Consider the following 24,521-nt stretch of genomic DNA (forward strand, 5'->3'; position numbering starts at 1 on the left):
AGTCGCTGAAACTCGGGAAGCGAGCGGGGAAACGGCAAATCGTCTCGTTCAAGCACGTCGATAACCATGGCCATCCCAAGTTGGCACAGATGCTCAACATACTACCGGTAGTGGATTTGGGAGACAACCGGATAAGCACGGATGCAACAACACATCGCATTTGATAGACTTGCGGCTGGTCAGGCATCTTTCCGCGAATGTTCTAAGCAGCATTTGCAAGTAAGAACGCACTGAGTTGGTGGAGTTTGGCGGGAGTTGCCGCCCCACCGCCAGAATCCCTTGCTATTGAAGGATTCTTTCCATTCAATGGCTTCGCACCCATCGCCTTACCCATCATCGCGCGTGGGACGTTGTGAGATGGAGTGAGTGTATCTGCAGCAATACGCTGTTTATCAAGGTCCCTGTACTGCAGGGTTAGCCATCAGTGTGTAGGGATGCGCGACCAAATGACGAATCCGAGTACAGGCCAAGTGCGTCTTCGGGAGGGACTTTAGCGCAGAGTATGTCTTTGTCGAGTGCCTTAGTTAGAGCCCTAGGCAGACGATCTAGGATGGCTTCTACAAGTGCATTAATCGCTGGTAGATCCTCATCTCCTATTTCGATCGGACTATCCCGTTTGGGGTAACGAAGTTGGGCATATTCGTCGAGCAGGCCAAGAACGCGAGTTTCCTCTTCGTTAGGGTGGCGGCGCCGTGGGCCTTTTCAAGTTCAGCATACAGATCGCGCAGGCCGTGAATCCCCGAGAACTTCCCAGCCGAATGCAATAGCCACGCTTTAAGCAACAACTCGACTGAGATGTGAGCCAAGTACCCGGCAGAGTCAAAGAATAACGGACTTGCCTGGAATAGGCTTTCAGCCGCCCTCAGGTGATCCAAGCTGCTATGCAGCAGATCAGCATCCCAATGCCTGTATCAACTTCCGTCATTATCAGAGGTGAACCTACCCAATCCTTTCGGCCAGTGCTGCCAGGCGCTCAAGCGACGCGCTGCAGCTCTTCCTTGGCAAATAGCGCGGCACCGACAATTCCCGCCTGATTCAGAAAGTTGGCGGCGACTACCGGCGCCTTGGTGGTGAGTTGACCTGAGAACTTGTGCAGTTTAGCGCTGACCCCACCACCGAGCACGATCAGGTCGGGCCAGAACAGCGTCTCCATGGTGCTCAGATAAAGGTTGAGGCGCGTTCCCCATTCCTTCCACTTAAGATTTTTTGTGAGACGAGCGGTTTCGGAGGCGTAATGTTCCGCCTCGACACCGTTTTCAAGGAGTAGGTGGCCCAGTTCGGTGTTGGGTAACAGTTGACCGTTGATGAAAAGGGCGGTGCCCAGGCCGGTGCCGATGGTGATGATCAGCACTACACCTGTATTGCCCTTGCCGGCACCGAAGCGAATTTCCGCCAGGCCGGCGGCATCGGCATCGTTGACCATGTAAGTTGGGCAAGCCGTCTGCTGCGAAAAATAGTCGGTAATCGGTAAGCCGATAAAGGATGGGTCGATATTGGCCGCAGTGCGGGCGACGCCGTGCTGGATGGCGGCGGGGAAGCCGATGCCGATTGGGCCCTTCCATTGGTACTGTTCCACCAGTTCCTTCAGTGTCGCGCCAATCGCAGCGGGGGTGGCCGGATGCGGCGTCGTGACCCGGATTCGTTCGCTCAGCAGTGCGCCAATTTCAGTGTCAACGAAGGCCGCCTTGATTCCCGTTCCACCCACATCGATGCCCAGAATATGCACTCTCTTTACCTCGCGAAATAATCGACCAGCGTAATATCCAGCTCGTTGTTGATGTGACGCATGAATCAGGGTTTGAGCAGCTCGATCAGTTCGCTCTGGGCGCAACGCGGTTTGCTGCGCGAGGTGCGGCGTGGGTGGTAGCTGCCGTTGGCGTCCATCTCCCAGGACTGCTGGTTGTCGGTCAGATAAATCTGTAGTCCTTCGGCGATGACCCGGCGCTTGTGTTTCTTGTCGAGTACCGGGAAGGCAAGCTCGATGCGGCGGAAAAAATTGCGCTCCATCCAGTCAGCGCTTGAGAGATAAACCTTCTCCTCGCCACCGGCATAAAAATAGAAAACGCGATGATGTTCAAGCAGCCTGCCAATAATCGAACGGACACGAATATTCTCCGACAACCCCTTGATTCCTGGTCTTAGAGCACAAACGCCACGCACGATCAGGTCAATCTTGACACCGGCTTGCGACGCCTCGTAAAGCGCGCTGATGGCTTCGGGTTCGAGCAGTGAGTTCATCTTGGCGATGATGCGCGAGCGCTTACCGGCGCGTGCGGCGCGGACCTCTTCATGAATTGAGGCAAGGATGTTCTGCTGCAACGAAAAGGGCGCCTGCCAAAGATGTTTCAGTGATTGGGCGCGGCCGAGCCCGGTGAGTTGCTTGAAGACCTCGTTGACGTCGGCGCCTATCTCTTCATTGCAGGTCAGCAGCCCGAAATCAGAATAAAGACGAGCGGTCTTCGGGTGGTAGTTGCCGGTGCCCAGATGCACATAGCGGCGCAGCGAACTGCCGGACTTTCCTTCTTCACGACGCACGATCATCAGCATCTTGGCGTGAGTTTTGTAGCCGACGACGCCATAGATGACATGGGCGCCAACTTCCTCCAGTTTGGTTGCCCAGCCGATGTTTGCTTCCTCGTCAAAGCGCGCCATCAGTTCGACGACAACGGTGACTTCCTTGCCGTTCTGAGCAGCGCGCAGCAGCGATTGCATCAGGACAGAATCGGTTCCGGTGCGGTAAACCGTCATCTTGATGGCCACCACCTGAACATCGGTCGCGGCCTGGTCAAGCAGCTCGATGACCGGGGTGAAGCTCTGGTAAGGGTGGTGCAGGAGGATGTCACCGCCGCGTATGGCATCAAACATATGGTGGCACTTTTGCAGCGCTTTCGGTATTCCCGGCTGAAAGGGCTGAAATTTCAGGTCGTTACGCAGCACCCAATCGGGTACCTGCATCAGCCGCACCAGGTTCACCGGGCCGGCGACGCGATAGAGATCGGCGTCGTGAAGGTTAAATTGTGACAGCAGGAACTCGGCCATGACCTCCGAGCAGTTGTCGGCCACCTCCAGGCGAACGCCATCGCCAAAGTGCCGCTGCGGGAGCTCTCCCTGAATCTTCGCACGCAGGTTTTTCACCTCTTCTTCATCGACAAAGAGGTCGCTATTGCGGGTGACACGAAACTGATAACAACCGAGGACGTTCATGCCGGAGAACAACTCGCCAACAAAAGTGTGCAGTACCGAGGAGAGGAACACGAAGCCGTACTCACAGTCGCAGAGCTCCTGCGGCAGGCGGATGACACGTGGCAGGACGCGAGGCGCCTGGACGATAGCGGCACCGGAGCTGCGACCAAAGGCATCCTTGCCTTCGAGTTCAATGGCGAAATTCAGACTCTTGTTGAGTACCCGCGGGAAGGGATGCGACGGATCAAGACCGATCGGAGTGAGTACCGGCATGACTTCGCGGAAAAAATAGCCTTGTATCCATGCGAGCTGGGCTTCGTTCCAGTCTGTCCGGCGGATGAAGCGGATGCCTTCGGCGGCGAGCCTGGGCAGTACCTCGCCGTTGAGCAGTACATATTGTTCCTCAACTAGCGTGTGCGCCTCATCACTGACCAGGCGGTAGGCGGCACGTGCTGTCAGGCCGTCGGCAGTGACTGCGACAGAGTTGAGCTTGACTTGCTCTTTGAGACCGGCGACACGGATTTCGAAAAATTCGTCGAGATTGCTACTGACGATGCAAAGGAAACGCAGTCGTTCGAGCAGCGGGATAAGCGGGTTTTTGGCTTGTGACAGCACACGCCGGTTGAACGCCAGGATGCCGAGTTCACGGTTCAGGAAATTCTCGGCGGGGAAGTGAGCCGCCCCGATATTAAGGACCTCGATGCGATTCGTCATACGGCCATTGGATCAGGAATGGATGGGCGATGCAAGCGTGCGACTCCGTTGCCAAAACTATTGCCGTTTTCTCGCCAATGGCCGCAGGTTTGGCGGTGTTAGAATAATCGCCGACAGAAACAACAGATGGCAGAGAAACGGCTTATGGTTTATGAACAGATCGCTGCGGTTGATCTTGGCTCCAACAGTTTCCGTCTGCAGATTGGCCGTGTCGTTGATAACCAGATTTATCCGCTCGATACGCTGAAAGAATCCGTTCGCCTAGCCTCCGGATTGACCCCAGAAAAATTGCTTGATGATCCTGCGCAGCAACGCGCGCTCGAGGCTTTGCGCCGATTTGGCGAGCGTTTGCGCGGTTTTCAGCCCGAAGCCGTGCGTGTCGTGGCGACTAATACCCTGCGCGTGGCCAAGAATGCCCGAACATTTATTCCGCTCGCCGAGGCGGCGCTCGGCTTCCCGATTGAAATCATTGGCGGTCGTGAGGAAGCGCGCCTGATTTACATTGGCGCCGCGCATGCCTTGCCGGCCGTCGAACACAAGCGCCTGGTCATTGATATCGGTGGTGGCTCGACCGAATTCATTATTGGTAAAAAGCTCGATCCGCTGGTCATGGAGTCGCTGTTCATGGGGTGCGTCAGCTATTCCCTGCGTTTCTTTCCGGATGGCAAAGTGGACAGGAAGCGTTTCTTTGAAGCTGAAGTATCGGCGGCTCGTGAGGTTCAAACGATCGTTCTGGAATACCGGCGAATCGGCTGGACCGAAGCCGTTGCGTCCTCGGGGACGGCGCGTGCCATCGCCGATCTGCTCGAATGCAATGGGCTTAATCCTGAAGGCGTCAGCGGTATTACCCGTGAGGGCTTAGCCAAGCTGCATGCCTTGATGATTCGCGCGGGCTCGGCTGCAAATTTAAAGTTGGCGGGTTTGCGCGCTGACCGTATTCCGGTTTTGCCGGGTGGCGTTGCGATCATGTCGGCGATCTTTTCCGAATTGGATATCGAGCGCATAAGCTATTCTGTAGGCGCTTTGCGCCTCGGGGTGCTCTACGACCTGCTCGGGCGCTTTCATCATCAGGATATGCGCGATGCGACGGTGCGCCAGTTCATGCGCCGCTACCAGGTGGATACCCAGCAGGCCGAACGTGTCGAGCAGACGGCGCTGGCCTTGCTCGGTCAATTGATCGAAATCGATTCGCCTGAACACGAGGGCGATGTCCATTTTTTGCGCTGGGCCGTGGCCTTGCACGAAATCGGGATATCTATTTCTCACAGCGGTTTTCACAAGCACGGGGCTTATATCGTCAGCTATGCCGATATGCCGGGCTTCTCGAAACAGGACCAGGAGCGCCTGGCGCTCCTGGTGCTCGGACAGCGGGGCAAGCTGGAAAAACTTCCGTCGACAGCCGCGTCTGACGCCGTTTGGCGACTTGTTTTCTGCCTTCGTGCGGCAGTGCTTCTGCATCGCTCGCGTGACGACCAGCCTTTGCCGCCAATCCTTGTTAAGCAGACGGGCGCCGGCTTCCAGCTTGAGCTTCCCGCCGACTGGCTGCATGCCAATCCGCTCAGTGCGGCCGCTCTGGTCGATGAAGCCCAGGTCTGGCAGCGTATTGGTGGCGCCCTGAGGGTCAAGCGCCGGGCCAAAGTTCACGCGCCGGAATAGTCCGCATGGCGCAGGCTGAGATTACTGCCGTTGAGCACCAAGGACAACTCCAGATCAGGCTTTCCGGAGACTGGACCCTGGCCAACTTGTCGAGCTCCCTGGCCGGATTTGAGGCCCGCTTGCAAATGCTGGCAACGCGGGGCGGCGACTGGGATTTGCAAAGCATCGCGCATATCGACAGTGTCGGCGCCATTGTGCTCTGGCGCGCCTGGGGTCGTCACTGGCCGGCTTCACTCAAGGCTTCAGCGCAGCAACGATCAGTTCTTGAACGGGCCGCGACGGACCACAGCGATCGTCGTTCCACCCCCCGGATACAGCGCCATGTCTGGCTGAGGGGCTTGGGGCGGCTGGTCCTGTCTTCGGGAAAAAATCTACGCGAAATTGTCGCTTTGATCGGACAGTTGCTGCTCGACCTGGGGCATCTCTTTGCGCATCCGCGCGATATCCCGTGGCGCGAGTTTTCGGCCAATCTCTATAAGAGTGGCGCTCAGGCGCTACCAGTGACTGCGCTGGTTGGTTTTCTGATCGGCGTTGTTCTGTCCTACTTGTCTTCCTTGCAACTGAAGACCTTCGGCGCCGATATCTACATCGTCAATTTGCTTGGGATCAGCATTATTCGCGAACTGGGGCCGGTGATTGTCGCAGTTCTCGTCGCCGGTCGTTCCGGTTCGGCGATGACCGCGCAGATTGGCGTCATGCGGGTAACCGAGGAGATTGATGCGCTGGCGACAATGGGGGTCTCGCGCAGTTTGCGCCTGGTTTTGCCGAAGGTGGCGGCGCTGTCGATCGCTATGCCGCTGCTGGTGATCTGGTGTGCGGCAGCGGGCATTCTCGGTGGCATGGTGGCGGCGAATCTTGAGATGGCTTTGTCCTATGGGTTTTTCATTGAGGCCCTGCCCAAGGTGGTGCCGGTCGCCAATGTCTGGATCGGCATCGGTAAAGGCTTTTTCTTTGGCATTCTGATCGCGCTGATTGCCTGCCACTTTGGTCTGAAAGTTCGGCCGAATACCGAAAGTCTGTCATCGAAAACGACGACCGCAGTTGTCACGGCGATTACCGTTGTTATTGTCGTTGATGCCGTGTTTGCGATTTTGACCCGCAATCTGGGCATGCCGGGAGGCGCGTGACACTCATGAATGCCACGTCCAGTGCGCCGGTGACCATCCCGGTCATCCAGATGCGCGGGGTGAGCACGCAATTTGGTGAAACCATCGTTCATCGGAACATTGATCTTGATGTCGAGGCGGGCCAGATACTCGGGCTGGTTGGCGGTTCAGGTAGCGGCAAGACGACGCTGTTGCGCGAGGTTGTCGGTTTGCTGGTACCGAACACGGGAACGGTCAGGCTCTTTGGCCATTCGATATTTGATGCTAATCCGCTGCTTCGCCTTGGCGTGCGTCGCCGTTTCGGCATGCTTTTTCAGCAGGGCGCTTTGTTTTCTGCGCTTTCGGTGTATGACAACATCGCTTTTCCTCTGCGTGAATTACGTGTACTTGATGAGGGAATAATCCGCGATCTGGTTTTCCTGAAACTCGGCATGGTCGAGCTTGAACCGCGTCATGGGCAGTTGATGCCTGCCGAGTTGTCGGGAGGAATGGTCAAGCGCGTAGCTTTGGCGCGAGCGCTGTCGCTGGAGCCGGAACTGCTGGTGCTCGATGAACCAACGGCGGGTCTTGATCCTGATCTGGCCGATAACTTTGTCAAATTGATCAGGATGCTGCAAAAAGAGCTGGGGTTCACCGTCGTCATGGTCACTCACGATCTCGATACACTGGCGGGTCTGGCGAACCGTGTCGCGGTGCTTGCCGAGCAGCGTATTATCGCCTGCGGCACTCCCACCGAAGTGCTTGCCGTCGATCATCCGTTCATCCGCAGTTTTTTCTGTTCCGAGCACGCTGCGGCAGTTATGCAAAAAGGGTTGGTTTAATCATGGAAAATCGTTCACACGCGCTGCTTGCCGGATTGTTTGCCCTGTGCCTGGGTTTTTCTGCGGTCGCTGCGCTGTGGTGGTTTGGCGGCAAGCAAGAGTTGAGCAATGAGTTTTTGGTCACCACCAAAAAAAATATCAGCGGGCTTAGCCAGCAAGGGCAGGTTCGCTATCGCGGCGTTCGGGTTGGCAAGGTGGAATCCATCGAACTCGATCCCAGTGATTTTAGCAGCACGCTGATTCGCATCAGCATCATGCAGACCATTCCGGTTACGCGAGGAACCACGGCCAAACTCGGCTTTCAGGGCGTGACGGGAATTGCCCACGTGCTCCTCGAAGATGCCGGGAAGGATAAAACACCGCTGACAGCCGTGCGCGGCGAACTGACCCGGATTCCCATGCAGGATTCGCTGATCCAGGAGCTCTCGGATGTCGGTGGCGAAACTCTGCGTAACGCCCGCGATTTTCTGCTCAGCGCCAATCAGCTTCTGAGTCCTGAAAATCGTCAGAGCATTGCGAAAACGCTGGCCAATCTTGAAGCCACGACTGAGAATTCCCGGGAAGCAACAGCCCAGTTGCGGCAGTTGCTGACGTCGGAGAACATACGCCTGATGAGCTCCTCTCTGGCGCGTATCGATCAGGCTGCCGGGCAGGCTGGCCCCTTCTTTTCCGAAGCACGTGACCTGGTGGCGCGATTGCAATCGGTCAGCGAGAAGCTCGATACCACGCTCGGCGATCCGACAGGCGGTGGCGCCGGAGCGCTGATGCCGCGGTTCAACGACTTGATTAGCGAACTCTCTGCCAACTCGCATCAGCTTCGTCGTGTGCTGCAGATGCTCGAAGACTCGCCGCAGAGCCTGATTTTTGGTCGGCAGAAAGCGCTACCCGGACCCGGTGAAGCCGGCTTCATTGCGCCAGACATGATCAGGAGGCAACCATGAAGAAAATTTTCATTCTGTTTGCCGTGGTGTTGCTAGGCGGCTGTATCGGAGGCGCGAGAAATGCGCCACCTGTCGTCGTGTATGACTTCGGCTTGCCGGCGGCGCGCCTGTTTACCGACGGGCGCTGGTCGGGATTGGCGCTTGAGGTCAGGTCGCCTTCCTGGTTCGATGCGCCAAACGTTGATTATCGGCTGGCCTACGCAGACCAGAAAATGCCACGTGAATATTCTGGCAGCCGTTGGGCTGACGCACCGGGTGTGCTGCTTGCGCAACTGCTTCGGCAGCAACTGGGAGTGGCGAGGGTTGGCGGATCTGCGACGATCGATTGTCTGCTCAAGGTCGAGTTGCAAGAGTTTTCACAGATATTTGATTCGCCGCAGCAAAGCCGTGGGGTGGTTCAGGGCAGCGTCAGACTGATTGATGCCAAAAGACAACTCGTGGGCGAGTGGCAGATGACCATTGAGATCCCCGCAGCAAGCCCGGACGCACAGGGCGGCGTCAATGCGCTGGTGGCGGCTAGCAGCGAGTTTGGCCGGCAACTGGCAGACTGGCTGCTAGCTCTGGGGAAAGACAAGGCCATCAAGAGTTGTCGTGCGGGGCAAGCTTAAATACCATGACATAATCGGGCTCGAACGTCATGCTGGAAAAATTCCCTATGAGTTTATTGCGAAACAGCTAAACTATGCGGCACAGGAAGCATCGTACTTCAGGCTTGACAAGGTCCAGAACATCGAAAGCCTGCACTTCCATTTGACACTCTGCTTTTCAACCAGCGATTAAAAGGAAAGTTCAATGAAATTCCCTGACTCGTTACTTGCCTCAAGACTGCACCCGGTGCACATGCTCAAGGGTGTTCTTGCCATGCTGATGCTTGCTGCGGCCTCTCCGGTGTTCGCCAGTTCCGAAGCCAATCTGGTCTTGCCGAATCTGAAAGACCTTGCTCTGGCGAGTTTCCTGGGCGGCATGAGTGGCTGGCAACTGCTGGCCTACGGTCTGATCGTCTGCGTTGCCGGACTGGCCTTTGGCGCCGTCATCTATGCCCAGGTCAAGGCCATGCCCGTGCATCGCTCGATGGCCGAAGTCAGCGAACTGATCTACGAAACCTGCAAGACCTATATGATTACCCAGGGCAAGTTTATTCTCCTGCTCGAGATTTTCATCGGCGTTATCATCGTCGCCTACTTTGGCTGGGTGCAGCACATGGCAGCCTCCGAAGTCGCCCTCATTCTCGCCTTCTCGCTGATCGGCATCGCCGGCTCCTTCGGTGTGGCTTGGTTCGGCATCCGTATCAACACCCTGGCCAACAGCCGCACCGCCTTCGCCTCACTTGAAGGCAAGCCTTTCCCGGTTTATGCGATTCCGATGAAGTCGGGAATTTCCGTTGGCATGATGCTGATCTCGACCGAACTCTTGATCATGCTCGGCATCCTGCTCTTCGTCTCGCCCGAACTGGCCGGCAAATGCTTCATCGGCTTTGCCATCGGTGAATCGCTTGGCGCGGCCGCCTTGCGCATCGCTGGCGGCATCTTCACCAAGATTGCCGATATCGGTTCGGACCTGATGAAAATCGTCTTCAAGGTCAAGGAAGACGACCCGCGCAATCCCGGCGTCATCGCCGACTGTACCGGCGACAACGCCGGCGACTCGGTTGGCCCGACGGCTGATGGCTTTGAAACCTACGGCGTTACCGGCGTCGCGCTGATCAGCTTCATCCTGCTGGCCGTACCCGAGGCCGCCGTACAGGTGCAACTGCTGGTCTGGATCTTCGTCATGCGCGTGATGATGATCATCGCCTCCGGCATCTCCTACATCGGCAACGAACTTGTCATGAAGGCCAAATACGGCCATTCGGCCCACTTCAACTTCGAAGCGCCACTCACCTCGCTGGTATGGGTCACTTCGATCGTCTCGCTGATCATCACCTTCATCGTTTCCAAGATGTTGATCGGCAACATCACGATCGGTGGTGTCGTTTACGTGAATCTGTGGTGGCAACTCTCGTTGATCATAACCTTCGGTACGCTGGCTGGTGCGATCATCCCGGAAGTGGTCAAGGTCTTCACGTCGACCAACTCCAGGCACGTTCGTGAAGTCGTCACCGCCTCGCGCGAAGGCGGCGCCAGTCTGAATATCCTGGCCGGCCTTACCGCCGGAAATTTCTCGGCATTCTGGATGGGGGTAATCATCGTTGCATTGATGACTGGCGCCTACCTGGTATCGCAGGGCGACCTGTCGCTGGTGATCAACCCCGATCCGGCCAAGGCCGGCATCATGGCTTCCGTTTTCTCTTTCGGCCTGGTTGCCTTCGGCTTTCTCGGCATGGGTCCGGTGACCATCGCCGTCGACAGTTATGGCCCGGTAACCGATAACGCCCAGTCGGTCTATGAATTATCGACCATCGAACAGATTCCGGGCATCGAAGCCGAAGTGAAGGATGCTTTCGGCATCACCCTGAATTTCGAAAAGGCCAAGGAATTGCTCGAAGAGAACGACGGCTGCGGCAATACCTTTAAGGCTACCGCCAAGCCGGTGCTGATCGGTACCGCGGTCGTCGGCGCGGCGACCATGGTGTTTTCCATAATCATGCTGCTCACCGACGGCCTGGCCAACAATGTTAGCCACCTGTCGATGTTGCACCCGCCCTTCCTGCTCGGCCTGATTTCAGGCGGCGCGACGATCTTCTGGTTCTCCGGCGCCTCGACTCAGGCGGTATCGACCGGCGCCTACCGCGCCGTTGAATTCATCAAACTCAATATGAAGCTTGACGAAGGTTCGACCAAGGCCAACGTCGAAGACAGCAAGCGTGTAGTGGCCATCTGCACCCAGTATGCCCAGAAAGGCATGTTCAACATCTTTATGGCGGTGTTTTTCGGCACACTGGCCTGCGCCTTCATCGAGCCCTTTTTCTTCATCGGCTATCTGATCTCGCTGGCCATTATCGGGCTATACCAGGCTGTGTTCATGGCCAACGCCGGCGGGGCGTGGGATAACGCCAAAAAGATTGTCGAAACCGAATTGCGCGCCAAGGGTACTGAGTTGCATGCGGCAGCGGTGATCGGCGACACGGTCGGTGATCCGTTCAAGGATACCTGCTCGGTGGCGATGAACCCGATCATCAAATTCACCACCCTTTTTGGCCTGCTGGCTGTTGAAATGGCCGTCGGTCTTGTCGCGCAGGGGCAACAGAATCTGGCCTGGGCGTTGGCGTCCGTTTTCCTGTTGTTTAACCTGACCTTCGTCTATCGCAGCTTCTACGGCATGCGCATCGAGGATTAGCCTAGAGCGGTGCGGCGTTTGACGCCGCACCGGCAAAGCCAGCGAGTACAATCAGGGCAACTCGAGTTACAGCGAAAAAGGCGGGCGCCCACATGCAGAGAAAATCCTTCACAAGCAAGCTGGCCCCAGCGGCTCCGGAGTCATCCGGTGGCAGCGCGGCAAAAAAGCGCAAGCGGCTGGCCAAGGTTTTCCCGCGACCGCTCGACAAAAAACTGAAGGAGGTCGAGTTGGTTCGCGAGAAATTTTCAATGCGTGAGGACGAGCATGCACAGTTGGTTGATCTCAAACAGCGGCTGGCCGCTCTGGGGATCACCGTGAAGAAGAGCGAAATGTTGCGTGCCGGACTGCTGCTGCTTGTCACACTGGATGACGACGATTTAAAGGACGCGCTGACGAAGCTTCCCGCCATTGGCTGACGGCGGGCGAGCGCGTTATTTTTCCGGCTTGTAGCCCTTAAACACGGCGCGGGCGTCTTGTTCGGCACGTTCCCTGGTGCATATTGACGGGTCATCATCGTGCCCGCTGAAATAATCATCGGCCTGGGCGCGCATGACGAAGCCAATGGCCGTCTCGTCGCTCAGGGTGTAGATTTCGGTGAGCAAGGTGGCGACTTCGTCGAGGTGTTGTTCGTAAGTCATCATGAAGGCATGTCCGGTTGAGATGGTTTTTGTGATCGCTGTGCGACCATGTAATGATGGTATTATTCGTCCCGGCGGGTCCCCCCGCATTGCAGGGTGGTGAACCTGGTCAGGTCCGGAAGGGAGCAGCCACAGCCATTTACTGCGAGTGCCGGGGTAAGGCTCGCCACCTTCGTTTCTGGCGCAGTCGACAAGTTCCTCCACGCTAGGTCAAGTGAATCGTTGCATGAAGCGGCGATCAATCCGGTCTTTCCAGCGCCAAACCCAATCTCCGCCGATACTCAGTGGTCCCCAGGCCGCCAGCGCGTGGCGCTTGCCGGTGCTGATCAGGTAAAGCGCATTTTTCTGCGAATTCCATCGGCATAATGTCCTGCCAGTACAGTAAGCACGCAGGTTGTCGGCGAGCAACGGGCCGGCACGTACGGCGAAGACGCCGGATTTTGGCCTCGGCTCGGCATAGGCCGCCACGTCGCCAGCGGCGAACACAAACCGATGAGATATGCTTTGCAGCGTTGCAGTGACCCGGATAAAGCCATTCGCATCGCATGCCATGCCACTTGCCGCTGGCCATAACGGTGCGGCGGCACCGGTCACCACCAAGCTGGCATCGCAGGCAATTTCTGAAGCATCGGATAAGCGTACACGGCCCGGCAGGAAAGCGCTTGCAGGGCGCTCTCCAAGGTGCTCAATATTGCGTTGTTTGAGCAGGCTGAGGGCGGCGTCTCTTAGTCTTTCTGGCAACCCAGTCAGTGCCAGCTTGCTGCCGCCAATCAGAATGACGCGAGCATGGGTGAGCTGCTCGATGGTAAATCGTTCTTGAATGGCGAAGGCCAGTTCCGTTCCCGCTGCACCATCACCGACAATCGACAGGGTGTAGGCGTTGTTATGGCGAGCGCGCTCAAGCATGCTGGGCCACACCGCCACAAAGCCTTCGATCGGGCGGATTGGAATGGCATTTTCCAGGATGCCGGGGACGCTCCCCAAATCAACGATGGGTCCGCTGTCGATGGAAACTGCGTCAAAGGCGACGATTTCACCATTGGCGCAGTGTGCCCGTTTCGATTCAATATCGAGAGCCGTGCACGCGCTTTCGATAAACCGTACTCCAGAGCGTCTGGCCAAATCCACGATCGGAATGGCGCATTGCTCAATGCTGTAGTGACCAGCGATCCAGCCCGGTAACATGCCGGAATAAATCTGTCTTGGAAACGGCGAGATCAGAGTGACTTCGCAATCTGCGAAAGGCTGCCTGGCCAGCGCAGCGAGAACCTGCACATGGGCGTGACCGCCGCCGATCAGTACTAGACGAATCATTCTTGAAAGCTCAAATTCAAGGGCTTACTCCTTCTCGCCCAAGTTTGGCCAGTCGTTGCAGATCATCAGGTCGATCCAGATCCCACAGTGTAAAAGGTTCTGCCCAGCGCAGCCCCAGCTCGATCAGCCGCTCACGGGTCTGCGCCATCACCCGCTCGCTTCCCCAGTCAATGTCTTCAAACAAACGGGTGTGTGGACGGTTCAGCCCGATCAGCACATAGCCGCCATCTTCGGCTGGAATAAAAACCGCATCGTTTCCTGCACGCAGCGCGCTTTCCGCAGTGGTCAGATGCATGCATTGCAAGGCGGGGCAGTCGGTGCCGATGAGCAGCAGGGGGCCAGCGTGTTTGGCAAAGGCGTGTGCCATGCGCGCTCCCAGGTCCGCCCCCGATTGCGCACAGACGCTGACGCCACGATAGTCGCGCAGGGCCCGGAAAAAACGGTGATTGATGTCGGGAGCACAGTGCAGGGTAACTTTTCCCGACGCGAAGCAGTTGGCGAGTTGCAAGGCGCTCAAGGTCAGTTGACGCTGCAAGCGTGCCGCAGCAGCGGCACTCAGGGCAGGAATCAGCCTCGTTTTGGCGGCGCCAGGCTGCGGCGCCTTGGCAAAAATGGCGATGTCCATCAGATCAGCGTTGCCGGGGCGTGTAACCATAACGAATGGCCAGTTGCTCTGGGTCCGCGCCGAAAAAAAACTCAGCGCGCAAACGCCACATGAGCAGAATGGTGCGCACTACCCCGTGCTTCTCCCAGCGCCGCCCCGAGGTGGTGACGCAGTGGCGCAGACAGGCTGGTGCAGCAATCCGCTTGAGTTTTGCCGACAGCGCGATGTCTTCCATCACAGGTAGCTCAGGATAGCCGCCAAGCTGCTGAAAAACCACGCGGCGAACGAAAATTGCCTGATCGCCGGTAGCGATTCCGGTCAGTCTCGAGCGCCAGTTCATCAGGCGTGCAACGACTGGCAGCAAGGGGTGGGTGCCGGCGATATGCACGTCGAATCGGCCCCACAGTGCGCCGGCCTTGATTGCTGTATTAATATGCTCGAATGCCGAAGGGGGAAGGCTGGTGTCAGCATGCAGGAACAGCAGCACCTCGCTGGTGCAGGTCACAGCGCCGGCGTTCAATTGCAGCGCGCGGCCGCGTGGCGAAACAATGAGCCGGTCAAGTAGCGGACGGGCCTGCTCAGCGGTATCGTCGCTACTGCCGCCATCGACCAGAATCAGCGCTGCGCCCTGGCTGCGCAGGGATTGCAGCGACTCAAGCCAGGCCCGAATCTGCGCGCCTTCGTTAAGTGCCGGAATGATGACCGAAAGGAAGGGTGCAGGCATTGAAATCATCGGAGAAAGCCGGTCGGCAACCGGCTGATCTGCGCATTTTATCGTGTCAGCCGAAATCCTGATGCTTCCGGACGATTGATGACGTTTAGTGGTGCCGGTTGCCGCTGCGGTGTGCACCGCCGGCTGACGGCTTGCCGCTGCTGGAGCGGCTGGGTGAACCTGGGCGTGCACCGCCACCCGGACGGCCGCTCGAAGAGCGTTGTCCGCCGCGGGTACCGGCCGAACGCATCAGAATTGGTTCGGCGCGGATGCTGGGGTCGGGCGCGTAGTCCGGATAGGCCACGACCTCAATCTGTTTCTTGAGCAGGCGCTCGATGTCGTGCAAGAGCTTGAGTTCATCGACGCAGACCAGCGAAACGGCAGAGCCTTCGGTGCCTGCGCGGCCGGTACGGCCAATGCGATGCACGTAGTCTTCGGCGACGTTCGGCAATTCGTAATTGACGACATGAGGCAACTCGTCGATATCAATACCGCGCGCCGCGATGTCGGTGGCGACCAGAACGTGCAGCTTGCCGCTCTTGAAGTTGGCCAGAGCCCGGGTGCGCGCATTCTGGCTCTTGTTGCCGTGAATGGCGTCAGCTTCGATGCCGGCCTTGAGCAGCTTGTCGGCAAGGCCATTGGCGCCCCATTTGGTGCGTGTGAATACTAGTACCTGATACCAGCCATTGTCCCTGATCAGATCGACCAGCAGGTCACGCTTGCGTTCGCGGTCGACTTTGTAGACGTACTGCTTGACGAGTTCCGGCGCCGTATTGCGCCGCTCGGACTCGACATATTCGGGCTGAACCAGAAAGGTGCTGGCCAAGGTGCGTATTTCATCCGAAAAGGTCGCTGAGAAGAGCAGATTCTGCCGCTTCTTTGGCAGCAGTGCGATGACGCGTTTGATGTCGTGAATAAAGCCCATGTCGAGCATCCGGTCGGCTTCGTCGAGGACCAGAACTTCAACGCCCGAAAGGTCGATGTTGCGCTGCTGCACATGGTCGAGCAGTCGACCGGGGGTGGCTACGAGGATGTCGACGCCGCTCCTGAGCGCTGAAATCTGCGGATTCATGCCGACGCCGCCAAAAATGACGAGTGACTTGAAGGGCAGGTGGGCGCCGTAAGTGCGAACGCTTTCCTCAACCTGAGCAGCAAGCTCGCGCGTCGGTGTCAGGATCAGTACGCGGATTTTTCGCGGCCCGCTTACCCGGGAGGCCGCCAGACGGTTAAGAATGGGCAGGGTAAAGCCGGCGGTCTTGCCGGTACCTGTTTGCGCGCAGGCCATCAGGTCGCGTCCGGAAAGAACAACGGGAATGGCCTGGGCCTGAATCGGGGTAGGGGTTTCGTAGCCTTGATCGGCAATGGAACGAAGGATCTCGGGTACGAGACCCAGTTCGGTAAATTTCATGCGAGAGAACTCCAGATATTTGCCATGCGTGCGCGGAACCCGCTAATGCACGTACCAGTCTGGGCAAATACAACGGGATTTGTGGGTCGGGCAGGCGAGAATGCCTAGCCAGATCGGACGAGCACCAAGACTGTTGAATGGCGCCACGAGGAAACCTGATAGTATCACGGTCCTGCCATTTTCTAATCTATTGTTGTCGGTCGTACAATGAAGGGAAGGAAAAAACGGCAATCCCATTGGTTTATAAACGAAAGGAAATATCATGACGCAACGTGTTGCTCTGGTTACAGGTGCGATGGGCGGTCTCGGTACCGCAATCTGTCAGGAACTCTGCAAGGCTGGACACAAGGTGGTTGCCGCCTACCATCCCGAATTCGACAAGCCGGATGAGTGGACCAAGGAAATGGCTGATGCCGGTTTCAAGGATTTCGTTTGTGTTTCTGGCGATATTTCGAGTTTTGACTCGTGTGTTGCCATGGTCGCCGAGGCAGAAGCCAAGGCAGGGCCGATTGATATTCTGGTGAACAACGCCGGGATTACGCGTGACCGCATGTTTGCAAAGATGGAACTGGGCCAGTGGGATGCAGTGATTGCCACCAACCTGAGCAGCCTGTTCAATATGAGCAAACAGGTTTCCAGCAAGATGGCCGAGCGTGGCTGGGGGCGCATCATCAACATTTCCTCGGTCAATGGACTCAAGGGGCAGGCGGGCCAAACCAACTATTCAGCGGCCAAGGCCGGGGTGATCGGTTTTACCAAAGCGCTGGCGGCCGAGTTGGCGGCCAAGGGCGTGACCGTCAACGCCATTGCCCCAGGTTATGTAGCAACCAAAATGGTCATGGCCATCAAGCCTGAGGTCCTGCAAAGCATCATTGAGACGGTGCCGATGAAGCGCCTGGCCAAGCCCGAAGAAATTGGCGGCGCCTGTGCTTATCTGGCCTCCGACATCGCCGCTTTCATGACCGGTGCGACGATGAACATCAATGGCGGCTTGTACTATCAGTGACATTCGGCAAACCAGGAACAAGACGGGCTCTGTTGCAGAGCCTGTTTTTTTTCTGAGGTATAATTGTGCCATGCAGCATTGATACGCCTCCAAGAGCGTACTTCGTTTGATTTGCCATTGGAGAGGTCTTCATGCCTGAGTCGTTGCGGCTGGTCAAAAAATACCCGAATCGCCGTTTGTACGACACCAAAACGAGTGCCTACATCACCCTGAGTGATGTCAAAGGTCTCGTTCTTGCGCTTGAGAACTTCAAGGTGGTTGATGCGAAAAGTGGCGAGGACCTGACGCGCAGCATCCTGCTGCAAATCATCATTGAAGAGGAAACGGCGGGCGTTCCCTTATTCACCACCGAGTTGTTGTCGCAGATGATCCGTTTCTACGGTCATGCCATGGAGGGGATGCTGGGTAAATATCTGGAAACGAACATCAAGTCGTTTACGGACTTCCAGAAGAAACTTAACGAACAATCGTATTCGCTCTATGGTGAAAACAGCAAGCAGGTGCAAAGCGACATGTGGTCCCAGTTCATGAATTTTCAGGGTCCTGCCATGCAGACGATGATGTCGACCTACATGGATCAGAGCAAGAAGATGGTTCATAAGATGCAGGATCAACTCAAGAGCCAGACACTGAACATATTTTCAGGTATCCAGACTCCAGGTTTCGTTAACAACGACGTAAAAAAAACAAATAATAAATAATCGGTTTATCTAAACGGTACGTTGACCCGTGCCATCGTTCGCGAGGCGAATCTTCGCTAATCAAGGCTTTCGCAAATCCCGTTAAAAACTTGTGGAATGCCCGAGTCTCTGAAGGAGTGCATAACTATGAGCGATGACAATAAACCCGAAGTTCCGCCCGTTACCACGCGGCGCAAATTTCTGAACACCGCCGGGATCGCCGGCTTGGCCGGTGCCGGCATCAGCCTCGGCCTGGCGGGGTGCAACAAGACTGAACAGGCCCCGCCAGCGACGGCCAGTGCACCGGCTCCAGCCAAACCGGTCGCTGACGGCGTTGCTCACGTCAAGAGCGACGTGGCGCCGGGACAGCTCGACGATTACTACATACTCTCCAGCGGCGGGCACTCGGGCGAGGTGCGCATCTACGGCGTACCGTCGGGGCGCACCCTCAAGCGCATCCCGGTTTTCAACACCGATGCGATGTCAGGCTGGGGCATCACCAACGAATCGAAAAAGATTCTCGGCACCAAACCAGACGGCAGCCTCAAGTACCGCACCGGCGACACCCACCACGTTCACGGCTCGTACACCGACGGCACTTACGACGGCAAGTACTTCTGGGTTAACGACAAGCTCAACGACCGGATGGCCCGCATCCGGGGCGATTACCTGGAGTGCGACAAGATCACCGAGATTCCCAACGTTCAGGGTTTTCACGGTATTTTCCCGGACAAGCGCGACCCGGTGGACGCCAGCATCAACCACACCACGCGCGTGTTCTGCGGCGCCGAGTTTCACGTGCCGTTGCCCAACAAGCCCAACGACTGGAAGAATGCCGCTGCCTACGCCTGCCTGCTCACCTGCGTCGATGCCGAAAGCATGGCCGTTCGCTGGCAGGTCAAGATCGACGGCAATATGGACCTATGTGCCACGTCGTATGACGGCAAGCTGGCGGCTCTCAACAGCTACAACACCGAAAACGGACTCCTGTTTGCTGACATGATGTCGGCCGAGCGCGACGCCTGCGTCTTCTTCAACATCGAGCGCATCGAAGCGACAATCAAGGCGGGCAAAACCTTCACCATCGGCGATTCCAAAGTGCCGGTAGTGGACGGAACGAAAGCAGCCAACAAGGACCCGAAGACGGCGCTAACCTGCTACGTGCCGGTACCCAAGAACCCGCACGGTGTAAACATCACCCCGGACGGCAAGTACTACGTCTGCGCCGGCAAGCTGTCGCCGACCGCGACGGTGATCGAGCATGAACTGGTGCTGAAGTGGTTCAACGGCGAACTCAAAGAGCCGCGCGACACCGTTGTTGCCGAGCCGGAAATCGGCCTGGGTCCCTTGCACACCGGCTTCGACGGCCGCGGCAACGCCTACACCTCGCTCTTCCTCGACAGCCAGGTGGTCAAATGGAACGTCGCTGCCGCCATCGCGCAGTTCAAGGGCGACAAGCAGGCCAAGGTGGTGCTCGACCGCATCGACGTGCATTACCAGCCGGGCCACGGCTATACCTCGATGGGCGAAACAAAGGAGGCCGACGGCAAATACTTCAACTCCGGCAACAAGTTCTCTAAGGACCGTTTCCTGCCGGTGGGACCGGTCCACGTCGAGACCGAACAGTTGATCGACATCACCGGCGACAAGATGGTGCTCCTGCACGACCATACCGCCTACCCCGAACCGCATGATGCGATCATCGTACGGCGTGACATCATCAAGCCGACGCAGATCTACACAATGTCTGACTCCCCTATTGCGGTGAAGGGCGAAGACGTCGGCGTCAAGCGCAATGGAAACAAGGTTACCGTGCGCATCATGTCGGTGGCTCCCGTTTTCACGCCCACGGAATTCGTGGTCAAGAAGGGCGACGAGGTGACCATCATCCTGACCAACCACGATGTTGTGGAAGATCTGCACCACGGCTTCGGCCTCGAGAACCACGATATCAGCTTCATCGTCGGTCCCCAGGAAACCAAGTCGGTGACCTTCAAGGTCGAGCGTCCCGGGGTGTATTGGTACTACTGCACTCACTTCTGCCATGCACTGCACCTGGAAATGCGCGGACGCATGATCGTCGAAGCATAATGGCGTCTTGTTGAAAGGCGTGGGGCCCTCCCCACGTTCCCCCTTCTATGAAGCCGTATCGGTTTCTTGCTGGATTCGGTCAGTTCGTCCTTCTGCTCGCGTGGTCGTCCACCAGTTACGGCAGCTCTTACGATGCGCCGCTGCCGCCACAACTGAGCACTGATCCCGATCTGTGCGCCTATGCACCCTGTCGGGAGGTAATGCCTGGCGCCGACAGTTTTTCGCCGCGCAAAGGCCGCCCCAGCTATGTTGAGGCCTACCGCGGCACAGGTCTGACACGTGAACTGGTCGGCTATGTCTTTCTGTCCACGGACATCGTGGATATTCCCGCCTACTCCGGCAAGCCGGTAGTGACCTTGATCGGAATGGACACCAAAGGCATCATCAGCGGCGTGCGCATTCTCAAGCACAGCGAGCCGATCCTGCTCGTCGGCATCCCGGAACGCGAACTCGCCAAATTCATCGCCCAGTACGTCGGCCTGTTTGCGGGCGCCAAGGTTGAAATCGGCACGTCACAGGCCGGCGAAGACCACATCGGCTTGAATGCCATCAGCGGTGCAACAGTAACCGTTATTGCCGAAAACCAGGTGGTGATGCGCTGCGCCTACGCTATTGCCAACCAGGTCGGTATCGTCAAGTCCGTAACCAAGCCGGCCGCGCGTCTCACCGCGCAGAACTCAACGCTTTCGTGGAAAACTCTCGTTGACGAGGGTAGCGTTCAACACCTCTCCATCCGGCCTGAGCAACTGGGAATCGCCGGCAATGGCGAACCCTACACGGATCTTTATTTCGGCTACCTGAATGCACCTGCCGTAGGTCGCAACATCCTCGGTGATTCCGCCTGGCGGCAGTTGATGGCGAGTTTGAAGCCCGACCAGCACGCCATTTTCATCGTCGCCAATGGCACCGGCTCGTTCAAGGGTTCCGGCTTCGTGCGCGGCGGCATCTACGATCGCATCCAGGTCGCTCAGGATATCGACACCTATACCTTCCGCGATACTGACTACCGCAACCTCTACGGCATTGCCGCCGCTGGCGCACCGACCTACCGCGAGTCGGGTATCTTCATCCTGCACGGCGGCAATTTCAGCGCCGCGTACCCATGGAATCTGGTTGTCCTGGCCAACAAGCTGGACCAGCAAACCGGAACCAAGGTATTTGCGAATTTCTCCCGCGAGTATTGGCTGCCTGCGTCCTATCTGGAAGGCGGACGACCGGAAGTGCTGCGCCCGGACCCCACCTGGATGCGGATATGGAAGGGCAAGCAACTCGACATTGTTCTCTTCGTCCTGCTGTTAGCTGCAGTCACCGCCACCTATGTCCTGCGTGACCGTTTGGTGCGGCGCGCAACGCGCAAGGACACCCGCTGGGTTTCCATCCCGAAATACGCGGCCTGGACGGCAAGTATTGCCTTTGTTGGCTTCTACGGTCTGGCTCAGCCCAGCGTCACGCACATCATGACCTGGCTACACTCCCTCGTCTATCAATGGCGCTGGGAACTGTTCCTGTCCGACCCGCTGATCTTCATTTTCTGGTGGTTCATCTTCGCCGTGCTTTTCATCTGGGGGCGCGGCTTGTTCTGCGGCTGGCTCTGCCCCTATGGTTCCCTGTCCGAACTCGCCTTCAAGCTGGCCGGCGCGCTTGGGCTGAAGCGGTTCCAGTTTCACTTGCCGATGCCCTGGCACAATCGTTTGCGCTGGGTGAAATACGGCATTTTCGCCGTGCTCGTGATCGTGTCGTTCTACGATCTGGGCAGCGCCGAGAAAATGGCCGAGGTGGAACCCTTCAAGTCCACCTTCCTGGTTGGCGGCTTCTGGCATCGAGCATGGCCTTTCGTTCTCTACTGGGTCGTTCTGTTCGTAGCTTCACTGTTCGTCGAGCGACCGTTCTGCAAGTACCTTTGCCCATTAGGCGCCGGGCTCGCCATCCCGACCACCTTGCGTTTCATCCAGCTCAAACGCAAGGCCGAATGCACGACCTGCCACGCTTGCCAGAAAGGATGCGGTTCACTGGCCATTGACGACGCGGGACGCATCGACCAGCGCGAATGCCTGCTTTGCCTCGAATGCCAGATCCTTTACTACGACGATCACACCTGCCCACCTCTCTCACAGGAGCGCAGGGCGCGTCGCCGGGCCGGCTTGGAGCTGACGCCAATCGGCGACGATGGTTACTTCATTCCCATTAAACAAGTTCGTTAAGGGCTGTCTGACGATGCGGAAGGGGCTTGTCGCGATTCTCCTGCTCTTTGGTCAATCAGCCTTTGCCGTCGACTGGCAGGTAGCGCCGGGCGCTTCCATCGCCGCCGCGGTACGGCTGGCCAAGTCCGGCGATACCGTGAGGGTGCTGCGCGGCTACCATGAAGAGCATCTGGTGATCGACAAGCCCTTGCGTCTGATCGGGGTTGATCGTCCGACCCTGAGCGGTACCGGGCGTGGCGACGTCATCCGGATCAAGTCGCGCGACGTGACCATCGAGGGTCTGATTATTCGCGACAGCGGAACAGACCTCACAGCCCAGAATGCGGGAATTTATGTCGAGCCGGGGTCCGACCGCGTCATCATCCGCAACAACGTTCTGGTCTACAATCTGTTCGGCATATGGATCGAAAAGCTGAAGGGCCCTGAGGTTACCGGCAACCTCATCACCGGCAAGCGCGACCTGGCCTCGGCACAACGCGGCAACGGCATCCAGCTCTACAACACGACCGGCGCCCGCATCATCGACAACCGGATCAGTTTTGCGCGCGACGGTATTTACGTCGATGTCTCGCACCACGCAGTGTTTCGCGGTAACAGCATGCATCATCTGCGTTACGGCACCCATTACATGAATTCCAACGATAATCTTTGGGAAGACAACGAAAGTTACCTGAACCGGGGCGGTCTGGCCTTGATGGAAGTACGGCGCCAGGTGGTGCGTAATAACGTGGCCTGGGGCAACTCCGATCACGGCATCATGCTGCGAACCATTCAGGATTCAGTGATCGAAAACAATGTCGTGGCGGCCAACAACCGTGGCTTCTTCATCTACGATGCCGAGTACAACGTCATCAATGGAAATCAGGTGATTGGCAACCACGTCGGTGCTCATGTCTGGGCCGGTTCGATCCACAATGATGTGGACGGCAACGATTTCATCCAGAACCGCGAGCAGGTGCGCTATGTCGCTGCCCGTGATGAAGTCTGGGGCAACAAGCAGGGCAACTACTGGAGCAATTACGCTGGCTGGGATGCGGATGGCGATGGTGTCGGTGATATCCCCTACGAAGCCAACGACGTGGTCGACCGGCTGACCTGGGAACACCCGCTGGTCAAACTCCTGCTCAACAGCCCGGCGGTACACAGCCTGCGCCTCATCGCCCGGCAGTTTCCACTGCTACGCAACACGAGCATTGTGGACAAACACCCGCGTATGCAGCCGCACAAATCAAATTGGAGTGAATGGCTTGGCAAACAGTCTCATTGAACTACGCGGTGTGTACAAGCACTTCGGTCCCCTGACCGCCGTTACCGGCGTGGACTTGCAGGTGGAAGAGGGCGAACTGTTTGGCCTCATCGGCCACAACGGCGCCGGCAAAACCACCTTGTTCAAAATGATGCTCGGGCTGCTGCCGGTGAGCGCCGGCGAGATCCGCATCGGCGGCCATGCGGTACGGGGCGAAGCCTTCCGCCAGGTGCGGCGCAGCATCGGTTACCTGCCCGAAAGCCTGGCACTCTACGACAACCTGACCGGCCTTGAGACCCTGCATTTCTTTGCCCGCCTCAAAGGCACCGACCCGACCGCGTGTACCGGCCTGCTCGATCTGATGGGGCTTGCCGGTGCGGCCGGGCAACGCGTTCGCAACTATTCAAAAGGCATGCGCCAGCGCCTGGGATTTGCCCAGGCCTTGCTTGGTTCTCCGCGCCTGTTGTTTCTCGACGAGCCGACCAATGGTCTCGATCCGCACGGCATCCTCGAGTTCTATCAAATCCTCCGTGACTTGCGTCGCGGCGGCGTCACCGTTGTGCTCACCTCCCACATCCTGGCCGAGATCCAGCAGCGCGTCGATCGCCTCGCCCTAATGCGCAACGGGGGCATCCAGGCATTGGGAACCGTGCAGTCGCTACGCGAGGCACAAGACCTGCCGCTGACCCTGCGCGTGAGCTTCCGCACCGGTGCCGAGGCGGACCTGCGCCGCTGTCTTGCCGGGCAAGGCGTAACGGTCATTGCTATCGATGGCGATATAGCCCGGCTTGAGTGCGAGCGTGGGCGAAAGATGGTGCTACTCGCGGCTTTGACCGGGCTCGGCGCCATGATTTCGGACATCGAGGTACACGAGCCGACGCTCGAAGACGTATTCCTCGGCTATGCGGAGCACGTGTCATGAAC

21 protein-coding genes and 1 other RNA gene are annotated in these 24,521 nt (G+C 57.6%); 14 read left to right on the forward strand and 8 right to left on the reverse strand.

Annotated elements, in window-relative coordinates:
* Window positions 1-593: 593 nt before the first annotated feature.
* The 3 genes from Q1J43_RS15935 to ppk1 all read right to left on the reverse strand — a co-directional run bounded on the left by Q1J43_RS15935 (window position 594) and on the right by ppk1 (window position 3,897).
* Window positions 594-890 carry a HEPN domain-containing protein gene (locus Q1J43_RS15935; protein WP_366141901.1) on the reverse strand — a complete coding sequence of 99 codons (297 nt, stop codon included), beginning with the start codon at window positions 888-890 and terminating at the stop codon, window positions 594-596.
* A gap of 83 nt (window positions 891-973) precedes the next feature.
* Window positions 974-1,726 (reverse strand): polyphosphate--glucose phosphotransferase, encoded by a 753-nt coding sequence (gene ppgK / locus Q1J43_RS12340; protein WP_301102799.1) that lies wholly within the window; start codon window positions 1,724-1,726, stop codon window positions 974-976.
* 65 nt (window positions 1,727-1,791) lie between these two features.
* Complete coding sequence (gene ppk1 / locus Q1J43_RS12345) at window positions 1,792-3,897, reverse strand: polyphosphate kinase 1 (RefSeq protein WP_301102800.1); 2,106 nt, start codon at window positions 3,895-3,897, stop codon at window positions 1,792-1,794.
* 144 nt (window positions 3,898-4,041) lie between these two features.
* Here ppk1 and ppx point away from each other — a divergent pair, with 144 nt between their 5' ends.
* The 7 genes from ppx to Q1J43_RS12380 all read left to right on the forward strand — a co-directional run bounded on the left by ppx (window position 4,042) and on the right by Q1J43_RS12380 (window position 12,113).
* The gene (gene ppx / locus Q1J43_RS12350) at window positions 4,042-5,553 is read left to right on the forward strand and encodes an exopolyphosphatase (RefSeq protein WP_301102801.1); all 1,512 of its coding nucleotides are present in this window, start codon (window positions 4,042-4,044) and stop codon (window positions 5,551-5,553) included.
* 5 nt (window positions 5,554-5,558) lie between these two features.
* Window positions 5,559-6,680, forward strand: a complete 1,122-nt coding sequence (locus Q1J43_RS12355) for an ABC transporter permease (protein WP_301102802.1) — start codon at window positions 5,559-5,561, stop codon at window positions 6,678-6,680.
* Between the two features lie 5 nt (window positions 6,681-6,685).
* Window positions 6,686-7,480, forward strand: a complete 795-nt coding sequence (locus tag Q1J43_RS12360; RefSeq protein WP_301102824.1) for an ATP-binding cassette domain-containing protein — start codon at window positions 6,686-6,688, stop codon at window positions 7,478-7,480.
* Window positions 7,481-7,482: 2 nt separating this feature from the next.
* A complete protein-coding gene (locus tag Q1J43_RS12365; RefSeq protein ID WP_301102803.1) occupies window positions 7,483-8,421 on the forward strand; it encodes an MlaD family protein in 939 nt (312 codons plus the stop codon).
* Window positions 8,418-9,029, forward strand: coding sequence for an ABC-type transport auxiliary lipoprotein family protein (locus Q1J43_RS12370; protein ID WP_301102804.1), 612 nt, complete (start codon window positions 8,418-8,420; stop codon window positions 9,027-9,029). The genes Q1J43_RS12365 and Q1J43_RS12370 overlap by 4 nt, the downstream gene beginning before the upstream one ends.
* A gap of 184 nt (window positions 9,030-9,213) precedes the next feature.
* Entirely contained in the window at window positions 9,214-11,697 is a 2,484-nt protein-coding gene (locus Q1J43_RS12375; protein ID WP_301102805.1) for a sodium-translocating pyrophosphatase, read from the forward strand.
* A gap of 92 nt (window positions 11,698-11,789) precedes the next feature.
* A complete protein-coding gene (locus Q1J43_RS12380) occupies window positions 11,790-12,113 on the forward strand; it encodes a hypothetical protein (RefSeq protein WP_301102806.1) in 324 nt (107 codons plus the stop codon).
* 15 nt (window positions 12,114-12,128) lie between these two features.
* Here the strand turns inward: Q1J43_RS12380 and Q1J43_RS12385 are convergent, their stop codons facing one another.
* Window positions 12,129-12,335 (reverse strand): hypothetical protein, encoded by a 207-nt coding sequence (locus tag Q1J43_RS12385; protein ID WP_301102825.1) that lies wholly within the window; start codon window positions 12,333-12,335, stop codon window positions 12,129-12,131.
* Between the two features lie 73 nt (window positions 12,336-12,408).
* Here Q1J43_RS12385 and ffs point away from each other — a divergent pair.
* An RNA gene (gene ffs, locus Q1J43_RS12390) (signal recognition particle sRNA small type) lies at window positions 12,409-12,506 on the forward strand.
* 39 nt (window positions 12,507-12,545) lie between these two features.
* Here the strand turns inward: ffs and Q1J43_RS12395 are convergent.
* The 4 genes from Q1J43_RS12395 to Q1J43_RS12410 all read right to left on the reverse strand — a co-directional run bounded on the left by Q1J43_RS12395 (window position 12,546) and on the right by Q1J43_RS12410 (window position 16,373).
* Entirely contained in the window at window positions 12,546-13,649 is a 1,104-nt protein-coding gene (locus tag Q1J43_RS12395; RefSeq protein ID WP_301102807.1) for an FAD-dependent oxidoreductase, read from the reverse strand.
* A gap of 16 nt (window positions 13,650-13,665) precedes the next feature.
* Window positions 13,666-14,304: a TIGR04282 family arsenosugar biosynthesis glycosyltransferase gene (locus tag Q1J43_RS12400; RefSeq protein WP_301102808.1), complete on the reverse strand. Its 639-nt coding sequence runs from the start codon at window positions 14,302-14,304 to the stop codon at window positions 13,666-13,668.
* Window positions 14,279-14,977: a TIGR04283 family arsenosugar biosynthesis glycosyltransferase gene (locus Q1J43_RS12405; protein WP_301102809.1), complete on the reverse strand. Its 699-nt coding sequence runs from the start codon at window positions 14,975-14,977 to the stop codon at window positions 14,279-14,281. Before Q1J43_RS12405 ends, Q1J43_RS12400 begins: the two co-directional genes overlap by 26 nt.
* 94 nt (window positions 14,978-15,071) lie before the next feature.
* Window positions 15,072-16,373 (reverse strand): DEAD/DEAH box helicase, encoded by a 1,302-nt coding sequence (locus Q1J43_RS12410; RefSeq protein WP_301102810.1) that lies wholly within the window; start codon window positions 16,371-16,373, stop codon window positions 15,072-15,074.
* A 262-nt stretch (window positions 16,374-16,635) separates the two neighbouring features.
* On the opposite strand from Q1J43_RS12410, the gene phbB reads away from it, so the two are divergent.
* From phbB to Q1J43_RS12440, 6 genes are all read left to right on the forward strand, one after another.
* On the forward strand, window positions 16,636-17,379 hold the full coding sequence (phbB, locus tag Q1J43_RS12415; RefSeq protein ID WP_301102811.1) for an acetoacetyl-CoA reductase: 744 nt from the start codon (window positions 16,636-16,638) through the stop codon (window positions 17,377-17,379).
* A gap of 131 nt (window positions 17,380-17,510) precedes the next feature.
* Window positions 17,511-18,080 (forward strand): polyhydroxyalkanoate synthesis repressor PhaR, encoded by a 570-nt coding sequence (phaR, locus tag Q1J43_RS12420; RefSeq protein WP_301102812.1) that lies wholly within the window; start codon window positions 17,511-17,513, stop codon window positions 18,078-18,080.
* A 126-nt stretch (window positions 18,081-18,206) separates the two neighbouring features.
* Window positions 18,207-20,150 (forward strand): TAT-dependent nitrous-oxide reductase, encoded by a 1,944-nt coding sequence (gene nosZ / locus Q1J43_RS12425; protein ID WP_301102813.1) that lies wholly within the window; start codon window positions 18,207-18,209, stop codon window positions 20,148-20,150.
* Window positions 20,151-20,197: 47 nt separating this feature from the next.
* Window positions 20,198-22,351 carry a 4Fe-4S binding protein gene (locus Q1J43_RS12430; protein WP_301102814.1) on the forward strand — a complete coding sequence of 718 codons (2,154 nt, stop codon included), beginning with the start codon at window positions 20,198-20,200 and terminating at the stop codon, window positions 22,349-22,351.
* 13 nt (window positions 22,352-22,364) lie between these two features.
* Window positions 22,365-23,618 carry a nitrous oxide reductase family maturation protein NosD gene (locus tag Q1J43_RS12435; RefSeq protein ID WP_301102815.1) on the forward strand — a complete coding sequence of 418 codons (1,254 nt, stop codon included), beginning with the start codon at window positions 22,365-22,367 and terminating at the stop codon, window positions 23,616-23,618.
* Complete coding sequence (locus Q1J43_RS12440) at window positions 23,599-24,519, forward strand: ABC transporter ATP-binding protein (protein ID WP_301102816.1); 921 nt, start codon at window positions 23,599-23,601, stop codon at window positions 24,517-24,519. Before Q1J43_RS12435 ends, Q1J43_RS12440 begins: the two co-directional genes overlap by 20 nt.
* Window positions 24,520-24,521: the final 2 nt, after the last annotated feature.

Source organism: Propionivibrio sp. (genome assembly GCF_029255185.1).
GTDB lineage: Bacteria > Pseudomonadota > Gammaproteobacteria > Burkholderiales > Rhodocyclaceae > Propionivibrio.